Source organism: Kluyvera genomosp. 2 (assembly GCF_036759865.1).
GTDB lineage: Bacteria > Pseudomonadota > Gammaproteobacteria > Enterobacterales > Enterobacteriaceae > Kluyvera > Kluyvera ascorbata_B.
This window is the reverse complement of sequence record NZ_JAPKIA010000013.1, coordinates 171,893-181,341: the sequence shown is the minus strand read 5'-3', so window position 1 is coordinate 181,341 and position 9,449 is coordinate 171,893. Positions and strand designations below refer to the sequence as shown.

General features: G+C 55.8%; 8 protein-coding genes. 2 read left to right on the top strand and 6 right to left on the bottom strand.

What is annotated here, in order from left to right; all coding sequences use genetic code 11:
- Positions 1–354: 354 nt before the first annotated feature.
- The gene (locus V6942_RS15705) at positions 355–1,653 is read left to right on the top strand and encodes an MFS family transporter (protein WP_182930167.1); all 1,299 of its coding nucleotides are present in this window, start codon (positions 355–357) and stop codon (positions 1,651–1,653) included.
- 1 nt (position 1,654) lies between these two features.
- Here V6942_RS15705 and V6942_RS15700 read toward each other — a convergent pair whose 3' ends face one another.
- The 5 genes from V6942_RS15700 to trxC form a co-directional block, all read right to left on the bottom strand.
- Positions 1,655–1,981 (bottom strand): YfiM family lipoprotein, encoded by a 327-nt coding sequence (locus V6942_RS15700; protein ID WP_182930168.1) that lies wholly within the window; start codon positions 1,979–1,981, stop codon positions 1,655–1,657.
- A gap of 41 nt (positions 1,982–2,022) precedes the next feature.
- Positions 2,023–3,378, bottom strand: coding sequence for a CDP-diacylglycerol--serine O-phosphatidyltransferase (gene pssA, locus V6942_RS15695; protein WP_106924036.1), 1,356 nt, complete (start codon positions 3,376–3,378; stop codon positions 2,023–2,025).
- A gap of 108 nt (positions 3,379–3,486) precedes the next feature.
- Positions 3,487–6,138 carry a bifunctional acetate--CoA ligase family protein/GNAT family N-acetyltransferase gene (locus V6942_RS15690; RefSeq protein WP_106924037.1) on the bottom strand — a complete coding sequence of 884 codons (2,652 nt, stop codon included), beginning with the start codon at positions 6,136–6,138 and terminating at the stop codon, positions 3,487–3,489.
- A gap of 35 nt (positions 6,139–6,173) precedes the next feature.
- A complete protein-coding gene (gene tapT / locus V6942_RS15685) occupies positions 6,174–6,872 on the bottom strand; it encodes a tRNA-uridine aminocarboxypropyltransferase (RefSeq protein WP_106924038.1) in 699 nt (232 codons plus the stop codon).
- Between the two features lie 70 nt (positions 6,873–6,942).
- Positions 6,943–7,368 (bottom strand): thioredoxin TrxC, encoded by a 426-nt coding sequence (gene trxC / locus V6942_RS15680; protein WP_106924039.1) that lies wholly within the window; start codon positions 7,366–7,368, stop codon positions 6,943–6,945.
- A 204-nt stretch (positions 7,369–7,572) separates the two neighbouring features.
- On the opposite strand from trxC, the gene V6942_RS15675 reads away from it, so the two are divergent.
- On the top strand, positions 7,573–8,649 hold the full coding sequence (locus V6942_RS15675; RefSeq protein WP_182930171.1) for a tRNA/rRNA methyltransferase: 1,077 nt from the start codon (positions 7,573–7,575) through the stop codon (positions 8,647–8,649).
- Positions 8,650–8,745: 96 nt separating this feature from the next.
- Here V6942_RS15675 and ung read toward each other — a convergent pair whose 3' ends face one another.
- Positions 8,746–9,426: a uracil-DNA glycosylase gene (gene ung, locus V6942_RS15670; protein WP_106924041.1), complete on the bottom strand. Its 681-nt coding sequence runs from the start codon at positions 9,424–9,426 to the stop codon at positions 8,746–8,748.
- Positions 9,427–9,449 lie beyond the last annotated feature (23 nt).

The window sequence follows — 9,449 nt, the reverse complement described above, 5'->3', positions numbered from 1 at the left end:
GCCGATGGTAGTGTGGGGTCTCCCCATGCGAGAGTAGGGAACTGCCAGGCATCAATTAAGTGAAGAAGCCCATCCTGACGGATGGGCTTTTTTGCGTCTGCGTTTTGTGGGATGCGGCATTGTGGATATTGCCGGATGGCGGCTTCGCCTTATCCGGCCTACTCAAACTTTTTCACGTTAACCGCCCCCCATTGCCTGCACCTATTCCTAAATCGTGATCCTGCTAATAAAAAACGTGATGTTCGTCACTAAATTAAATATAACAATTATATAACATTTCATTTACTAAAATACCTGCCTGTGTGACGTGTACGCCCGGTAAGGCAGGAGGGCGCTTTTGGCAGGAGTTAACAAATGGCCGTAACCAGTGTAACCCCAGAAAGGACGCTAACCGATAGCGATACTCGCCGTCGCGTCATGGCAATCGTCGGAGCATCATCAGGGAATCTTGTTGAATGGTTTGATTTTTATGTCTACTCATTCTGCTCGCTCTATTTTGCTCACATCTTTTTCCCGTCCGGTAACACCACCACTCAGCTACTGCAAACCGCAGGTGTCTTTGCCGCGGGTTTTTTGATGCGTCCTATCGGAGGATGGCTGTTTGGGCGAATTGCCGATCGCCGTGGCCGTAAAGTCTCGATGCTGATCTCCGTGTGCATGATGTGCTTTGGCTCGCTGGTGATTGCCTGCCTGCCCGGCTACAGCGCTATCGGCACCTGGGCTCCGGCGCTACTGCTGCTCGCTCGTCTGTTCCAGGGGCTCTCCGTGGGCGGGGAGTACGGCACCAGCGCGACCTATATGAGCGAGGTCGCAGTCGAAGGACGCAAGGGATTCTACGCATCATTCCAGTACGTCACTCTTATTGGCGGCCAACTGCTTGCCGTTCTGGTGGTCGTGATATTGCAAAACGTTCTCAGCAGCGAAGACCTTCACGCCTGGGGATGGCGCATACCGTTTGCGATGGGCGCGGTGCTGGCTATTGTTGCGCTGTGGCTGCGCCGCCAGCTTGATGAAACCTCGCAAAAAGAAACCCGCACGCTGAAGGAAGCGGGATCGTTCAAAGGCCTGTGGCGTAACCGCAAAGCGTTTCTGATGGTGCTAGGTTTTACCGCAGCAGGCTCGCTGAGCTTCTATACCTTTACAACCTACATGCAGAAGTACCTGGTAAACACGGCCGGAATGAGCGCTAATCTGGCAAGCGTGATAATGACGGCTGCGCTGTTTGTTTATATGCTGGTACAGCCCTTCTTTGGTCTGCTGTCAGATAAGGTTGGACGCCGTACGTCGATGCTGTGCTTTGGTGCGCTGGCGACGCTGTTTACGGTACCGATTCTTTCCGCGCTGCAAAATGTCACTTCTCCCTATATGGCTTTTGGGCTGGTGATGTGTGCGCTGTTGATTACCAGCTTCTATACCTCGATTAGCGGTATTCTGAAGGCGGAAATGTTCCCGGCGCAGGTCCGCGCATTGGGAGTCGGGCTGTCTTATGCGGTAGCGAATGCGCTGTTTGGTGGGTCAGCTGAGTATGTCGCGCTGTCGATGAAATCAGCGGGCGTAGAGAACGCCTTCTTCTGGTACGTCACCGTGATGGCGGCAATTGCCTTCCTGGTATCGCTTAAGCTGCACCGTAAAGGAAAAGGGTTACGCCTGTAGATCAGTGCTGTGCAAGTTGCCACACCGCGTAACCGGTAGTGGCACCGGCCACGTCCCAGGCAAAATCCTTCCAGCTCCAGCCGCTTCCCGCCGGGCGGCTGTCCCACAGCTCTTTTGATGCTCCAAGGCTGACAGAAAACAGAAAGCCAATGGCTGCGCTGCGGTCGTGGCTGATGCCCTGGTGCTGAGCGTATTCATTACCGGCGGCGGCAAGCATGGCGGAGGCGATGAAGTGCTGGGCTTTGTCCTGCCCGCTCCAGGCGTCATTTGCCATATGGCTACAGCCGCTGAGGGCGAGAGTTGAGCAAACAAGAAGTGAACGTAGCATGCGGGCTCCTGAAAAAAAGCCCCGGCGTGCGGGGCTTCAATTTAAAGGATACGGCTGATCAGCCTGTCGATACGAATACGGCGCAGACGGCGAATAAGCTTGCGTACCTTCACCGGATAGTCGGCGATGCTTTGCAGATCGCGGAAGTGATTCACCACCGTTGTGTGCTTGCGAATGAGCTCCAGCTCTTTCTGGCGCATTGAGGCCAGCTGCTTTTTCGGATCGTGAATCAGGACCGCATTTTCCAGGTCCAGACGCCAGGCACGAGGGTTGAGGTTGTTGCCGGTAAGCAAAATCCACTCGTTATCAACCCACATTCCTTTCAGGTGGTAGGTGTTATCGTCGTCTTTCCATAGACGTACCGTCAGTTGGTCAGTATTGATGTAGTACTGCAGACGGCTCAGGAAGCGACGTAGGTTAATCTCGTACAGATAGGGCAGCGCGCCGATAATCTTGAACGGTTCATTCTCTGGGATATAGAAGTCGTTTGCCGTCTTATCGCCAACGATAATTTCCACCTTTTTCCCCTCGCGCAGTAGACGAATAATACTGCGCACCAGCAGCGCCGGCAGGTTGAAGTAAGGTGTGCAGATAGTCAGCTTCTCTTCGGTGCACGGCATCAGGTGGAAAATGGTTTTATTCAGCTCGCTGGTTTTACCCAGCCCGACCAGCGGAGTGACCGTCAGCTCATCATCGCTGGCGTTGCCGGTAAAATGATAGCGGGTATCGCGTAACTCCTGGCGGTACTGGCGAATATCGTTTTTAATTTCCGGGCTTTTCGGTCGCTCGGTATTATCGAGGCGGTTAACCCCGCGACCATCAACCAGATTTTCCGATACCCAGTTAAACATGATATCGGCCATCTGTGGGTTACGGATGCATTGATAGCGGTCATAACGATATTTATCGTGCTGGTGCAGATAGACATCGTTGATACTGGCGCCGCTGTACAGCACGCAGTCATCAATGATAAAGCCTTTAAAGTGCAGGACGCCGAGAGCCTCACGGGTGTTCACCGGCACACCATACACAGGCACGTCTACGCCCGGGTTCTCTTTGGCGGTACGGCAGTACCAGTCGGCATTAGTATTGGAAGCTGCGGCACCAATGCGCCCACGCTGTGCGCGATGCCAGTCAACCAATACGCGGACATCAAGTTCCGGGCGCTGGCGTTTGGCATCATACAAAGCTTGCAGAATAGTCTTTCCGGCGTCGTCCTGTTCCAGGTACAACGCGACGATGCAGATTCGGCGCGTGGCGCTGGCGATTTTGGCGAGCAACGCTTCACGAAAATCCGCTGGCGCATAAAAAAACTCAATATCATCAACAGACTGTGAAAGCTTGGGTAGTTGGGCAAGGTGTTGTTGATGTTTATTACGCTTAAATTTTGACAACATCACAGTGCGTTTCTTCTCTGGTTTAGTGAAGGGTCTTCTGTACCTGGCAGACGACGTAAGCGGTCAATGATACCACCTCTGTCGGGTAAGGGCAGCATTTCCAGCAACTTAGTCATTACTTAGCCTTAGTGACAGTCCGACAATGCCATCTTCCAGCTGAATATCAACGTTAAAACCAAGCTTTCTCGCTAATGCTATCATCCCGCGGTTGTTGGGCATGGTAATACCGTTCAGGCGCTGCAGACCGTGGGCGCGGGTATAGCCTATCAGCTTATCCAGCAGTCGCCCGCCGAGCCCCAGACCTTTTAAATCGGAGCGCACCAGCACGGCAAATTCCGCATCAATATTGTCGGGGTCGGAAATTGCGCGCGTCACGCCGAGGATCTCAGCGCGATCGTCTGCCGTATGAACCGCGACGAAAGCCATTTCACGATCGTAGTCGATCTGCGTCATATTGGCTAAGTCGTCGTGGGTAAATTCGTTGATCTCACTGAAATAACGATAGTAAAGATCTTCTTTTGTGACACGGGCAATAAACTGCTGCAGCAGCGGTTCGTCTTCGGGCAGAATCGGGCGGAACAGGCAGCGTTCGCCGTTTTTCATTGTCACCCACTCTTCAAGGTGCTGCGGGTAAGGGCGTACCGCCAGACGGCTTTCGCTGAGGCCGCTGAACGGCGCAATATCCAGCGTGACGTCCAGTGCAGTAAATTCGTTACCGGAGGCGAGCAATGGATGGATATCGAGACGCTGAATCTCCGGGCAGTCGACTATCAGGTTTGATACCTGTACCAGCAGTTGGCTCAGTCCGGGGATATCTAGCGGCCGTAGCGCGCTGCGCCCACGGATCTTTTTGCTTTTAATCGCCTGAATGACCAGATAGCGTGCCAGCGTCATATTCAGCGGTGGCAGAGCAACGGCGGCCTGATCTTCCGCACGCCATTCAACGCCGCCTTCGCCCAGCATAATCAGCGGGCCAAACACCGGATCGTGCTCAACCACCACGCGCAGCTCCTGCGCCCCGGCGCGGTTGGCCATACTTTGCACCAGCAGACCGTGAATACGCGCCTGCGGCCACGCCATTTTGACGCGATCGAGAATGGCATCGGCCGCCTGTTGTACTTCGCTGGCGGTGCGCAGATACAGCATGACCCCCTGGACCTCAGATTTATGCGGAATATCCGGCGAGCGCAGCTTGAGCGCGACGGGGTAGCCAATCTGCTCGGCAATATGCACCGCTTCGGCGCTGTCTGCGGCGATCCATGTCGGCAATGTATTGAGGCCATAGGCATCGAGGATTGGGCGGACTTCATGGGTGTCTAGCGCGCGAATACCGCTATCAATAGCCTCTTGCAGCAGCGTATGTGCATGGGCGGTGTTGGCGGTCAGGCTGTGCGGTAGCGCTGGGGTTTCTCGCAGCTGCTTCTGGTTGCGTCGATACTCAACCATGTGCATAAAGGCGGTAATCGTCCCTTCTGGCGTGCGATAGGTTGGGATCCCGGCATCGCTAAACATACGACGAGCCTCAATAGAGGAATATTCGCCGCACCAGTTGGTTAGTACGCTGATGTAGTTGCCGCGAGGGTGCTGCTTAATGAGGTTAATCAGCGCTGAGGCGCTTTCGCTGCCCGGTGCCGTGGCGCTCGGCGAGTGGATAACCATTAACGCATCCAGGTCTGGGCTATTGAGCAGGACATTCACCGCCGCCAGGTAATGCTCAATACTGGCATCATCCCGCAAATCTAATGGATTGTTGGCATCGATAGCCGCTGGCAGCAACTGCTGAAGCTGCTGGCGCGTCTCCTCGCTCAGGGTCGCCAGTTTGCCGTTGCGCGCCCAGTGTTCATCTAACGCCAGTGCGGCCGGGGCTGCACCGTTGCTGATAATCATCAGCCGTTCGCCGCGCAGCGGGCGCATATGGCTGAGGGTTTCAACGGCGGAGAAAAGTTCGTGGGTATCCTGCACGCGCAGCAGGCCGGCGCGCTGAATGGCAGCATCCCAGGCGGGGTCCATTCCTGAGTTAACGTGCAGCAAACGCTGTGCTTCTGGGCTACGACCGCTTTTAATCACCAGGATGGGCTTATTACGTGACGCGCTGCGGGCAGCCGACACAAAGCGCCGTGCGTCGCTTAACTGCTCCAGATACAGCAGAATGGCGCTGGTTTTACCGTCGCGCGCCAGATAATCGAGCAGGTCATCGACGTCGATATCCAGGCTGTCGCCCAGCGCGATAAAATAGGAAAAGCCCATTTCACGCTGCTGCGCCCAGTCAAGAATGGTATTGGAGACGGCGGCAGACTGCGAGATAAACGCCAGTTTACCCTTACGAATCGGTACCGGTGAGAAGCTGGCGTTCAACCCCTGCCAGGGGGCCAGCAGACCGAGACTGTTTGGCCCCAGCAGGCGCATTTGATAACGTGCCGCACATGCTTTCAGCGCGCCGAACTGATCGGGAGTGGAAGAGAGAATAATGCAGGTCTTGCAGCCTTTTTCGCCCAACGACTCCAGCAGCTCAAGATTGCGCCGCGCGTGAGTGCACAGTACGGCGAGATCGGGAGAGAAGGGAAGGCTGTCGATGGTAGGCCAGGCAAGTACGCCAAGTACCGCTTTCCAGGCGGGCGTGACGGGCAAAACCGGCCCCGCAAAGCCACCGGCCAGCAGGTTTTGCATCATCAAAAAACCGGCGCGCCGGGGTTTCATTGAGGCGCCAATCACTGCAATCGATTTGGGTCTCAGCAGCGCTTCCAGCCCACGTTGGCTCATACCGGTCTTCCTTACGCGACAATGTTGTAAGGAGTTTAACCGTTTTCCGTCTCAACTGCTGTGACGCTGCCCTGATGCTGGGATTTTCCTGCCAGATAGCGATTGCGAAAACGGGTGAAGTGCTGGCTGAGCGCCGATGCAGCACCGGTATCGTTGGCTAAATCGAGTAGCGCGATAGCCACCTCGGCGGTGCAGTACTGCCCTTCCGCATGCACTTCACGCAGGCTGTAGGCCGAAACGCGGGAGAGGTCGACTGAGATCAGCGGCAAATTATCCAGCCACGGGCTTTTACGGAACATCTTACGCGCTTCCGGCCAGGTACCGTCTAACATAATAAACAGCGGCGGTTTACCGGTCGGCGGCGCGCTCAGTACCTGGCGATCCGCATCGGCGTAAGACGCAGGAAACACCACCATCGGCTGATAGTCAGGGTTTTTGACCAGATCGAGCAGCGCCTGTGGCGGCTCGGTGCGCGACCACTGAAAAGCCTCGGTCTGCGGTAAAATATCGGCTATCAGGCGACCGGTGTTGCTGGGCTTCATGGGTTCCGTATCGAACATCACGAGGCAAAAACGGCTTTTCGCCGGGTGTGGCGTGATGGTCTCGCACAGGCAATAGCGCTGTACCAGCAGACAGCGCTGGCAGCGACGCACCCGGTTACCACGGGCAAGAAAAGGACGAGTCGCGCGGGCAAGACGCTCGGCGCGCAACCGAAGAACGGCGTTATCAATCATGGGAGTTGTACGGCAAAAAGGCTATTGTCGCAGAGGTGAATACGGGGCACAAGATGTGCCCCGTCGGCAATCAGGCTTGCAGAGCCTCGTTCAGCCAGCTTTCGAACGGCGCTTTAGGCACCGCGCCGTTAAGCATATCGACAATTTCACCATTTTTAAAAATCATAATGGTGGGAATGCTGCGAATGCGGAAGCGGGCGCTGAGTTCACGCTCGGCTTCGGTGTTGACTTTCACAAAGCGCATCTTGCCGCTGCGCTCTTCGGCGACATCTTCAAAAATAGGCGCAAAGCTGCGACACGGGCCGCACCATGGCGCCCAGAAATCCACGACAACAGGAAGATCGTCCTTCAGCAGTTTATCCAGCGTGCTGTCCGTAGCGTTAATGACATCGCCATCAAACAGATCTTCACCACAGCGTCCACATTTTGCCGCTTCGTTAATACGCGCTTCTGGAATGCGATTAAGCGCCTGGCAGTGGGCACAAACGGTATTCATAACTCACCTCTGGGTCGTCTTGTTGCAGAACGGCAATGTTGCCGGATGTTTCTATAATGTTACACATTATCGTCGAGCGCGAATGAATCGACAATGCGTTTTATCCAATGGGTATAATAGTTGTGGTCTTTTGTATGAAGTCATAGCTAAGCGCTATCACATCAGGTAATCTGCGCGCTTCGCGCAGCGCAGGTGGAGAAAAACATGAGCGACGAACTGAAGAACAAAAACGGCAAGGTCAAAGTGATGTACGTCCGCAGTGACGATGACTCGGACAAACGCACCCAAAATCCACGTACTGGTAAAGGCGGCGGACGCCCCGGAACCTCCCGAGCCGAAGGCGGTCGTCGTCCATCTCGTGATGAGCGAAAGGGGCCGAACAGTGAACGCGGCCGCGAACGTGGCCGTGACCGCGATGTAGAACGCGATCGCGAAGGCTCTCCGTGGCGTACGGTTTCCCGCGCGCCGGGCGATGACGCGCCGGCCAAAGCCGATCATGGCGGCATCAGCGGTAAAAGCTTTATCGATCCGGAAGTGCTGCGTCGTCAGCGCGCGGAAGAGACCCGCGTATACGGCGAAAATGCCTGCCAGGCTCTGTTCCAGAGCCGTCCGGACGCGATTGTCCGTGCGTGGTTCTTGCAAAGCGTCACGCCGCGTTTCAAAGAAGCGCTGCGCTGGATGGCGGCAAACCGCAAAGCCTATCACGTGGTCGATGAGGCCGAACTGGCGAAAGCTTCCGGTACCGAGCACCATGGTGGCGTGTGCTTCCTGATCAAAAAACGTAACGGAACTTCCGTACAGCAGTGGGTTGCTAATAGCGGCGCTGACGACTGCGTACTGGCGTTGGAAGATGTGGGCAACCCGCACAACCTTGGTGCGATGATCCGCAGCTGTGCGCACTTTGGCGTGAAGGGCGTGGTGTTGCAGGACGCGGCCTTGCTGGAGTCCGGCGCGGCTATCCGTACTGCTGAAGGTGGCGCAGAGCACGTGCAGCCGATCACTGGCGATAGCTTTATTGACGCGCTGGCGCAGTTCCGCGACGCGGGTTACAGCATTGTCACCACCAGCAGCACCGGCAACGGTATGCCGCTGTTTAAAGCCGAGCTGCCGAAGAAAATGGTGCTGGTGCTGGGGCAGGATCACGAGGGTGTATCCGATAGCGCGGCGTCGCTTGCCGATCTGAGCGTCTCTATTGACGGTACCCGTGCCGTCGAAGGCCTGAACGTCTCCGTGGCAACGGGCGTGCTGCTGGCCGAATGGTGGCGTCAGCATAAAGCGTAAAAGCGTGAGCTGAAAAAAAACCGGTAGAGGAGACTCCACCGGTTTTTTTATGCTTTGAGTACTCACCTACAGCGCACTATTTGGAGGGGGTTCCGGTTACTCTGGCAGCACCGGCATCCAGTCAATCGGCGCTTCGCCGCGTTGTTCCAGCCACTGATTCGCTTTCACAAAGTGATTACTGCCAAAGAATCCACGGTGTGCGGAGAGCGGCGAGGGATGTGGCGCTTTCAGCACGCAATGACGCTGGGTGTCAATAATGGCTCCTTTTTTCTGCGCGTGCGATCCCCACAGTAAAAAGACAACGCCTTCGCGATGCTCATTAATTAATGAAATCACTTTATCGGTGAAGGTTTCCCAGCCGAGGCTGGCGTGCGAGTGTGCCTGGCCGGCGCGTACGGTCAGCACGGTGTTGAGCAGGAGAACACCCTGGCGCGCCCAGCTTTCCAGATAACCATGGTTCGGGCGGGTAAAGCCGGGGATCGTGCCTTCCAGCTCTTTATACATATTCAGTAAGGACGGCGGCGTGGCAATACCTGGCTGAACGGAAAACGCCAGCCCGTGCGCCTGGTTTGGGCCGTGGTAAGGGTCCTGCCCGAGGATCACCACTTTGACATCGCGCAGTTCGGTATAGCGGAAAGCGTTAAACACATCTTTCTGCGGCGGATAAATGGTTACGCCTGACTGGCGTTCGCTGGCCACGGTTGCCAGCGTATTCACAAAATAGGGCTGCTCTTTTTCAGCGGCCAGCACGTCGTGCCAGGTTAATGGGGTTGTCATCTCGCTCTCCTGCGAATTTCTCT

Coding starts and splice junctions, on each gene's coding strand:
- V6942_RS15705 (WP_182930167.1), top strand. CDS start 355: ATGGCCGTAACCAGTGTAACCCCAGAAAGGACGCTAACCGATAGCGAT.
- V6942_RS15700 (WP_182930168.1), bottom strand. CDS start 1,981: ATGCTACGTTCACTTCTTGTTTGCTCAACTCTCGCCCTCAGCGGCTGT.
- pssA (WP_106924036.1), bottom strand. CDS start 3,378: ATGTTGTCAAAATTTAAGCGTAATAAACATCAACAACACCTTGCCCAA.
- V6942_RS15690 (WP_106924037.1), bottom strand. CDS start 6,138: ATGAGCCAACGTGGGCTGGAAGCGCTGCTGAGACCCAAATCGATTGCA.
- tapT (WP_106924038.1), bottom strand. CDS start 6,872: ATGATTGATAACGCCGTTCTTCGGTTGCGCGCCGAGCGTCTTGCCCGC.
- trxC (WP_106924039.1), bottom strand. CDS start 7,368: ATGAATACCGTTTGTGCCCACTGCCAGGCGCTTAATCGCATTCCAGAA.
- V6942_RS15675 (WP_182930171.1), top strand. CDS start 7,573: ATGAGCGACGAACTGAAGAACAAAAACGGCAAGGTCAAAGTGATGTAC.
- ung (WP_106924041.1), bottom strand. CDS start 9,426: ATGACAACCCCATTAACCTGGCACGACGTGCTGGCCGCTGAAAAAGAG.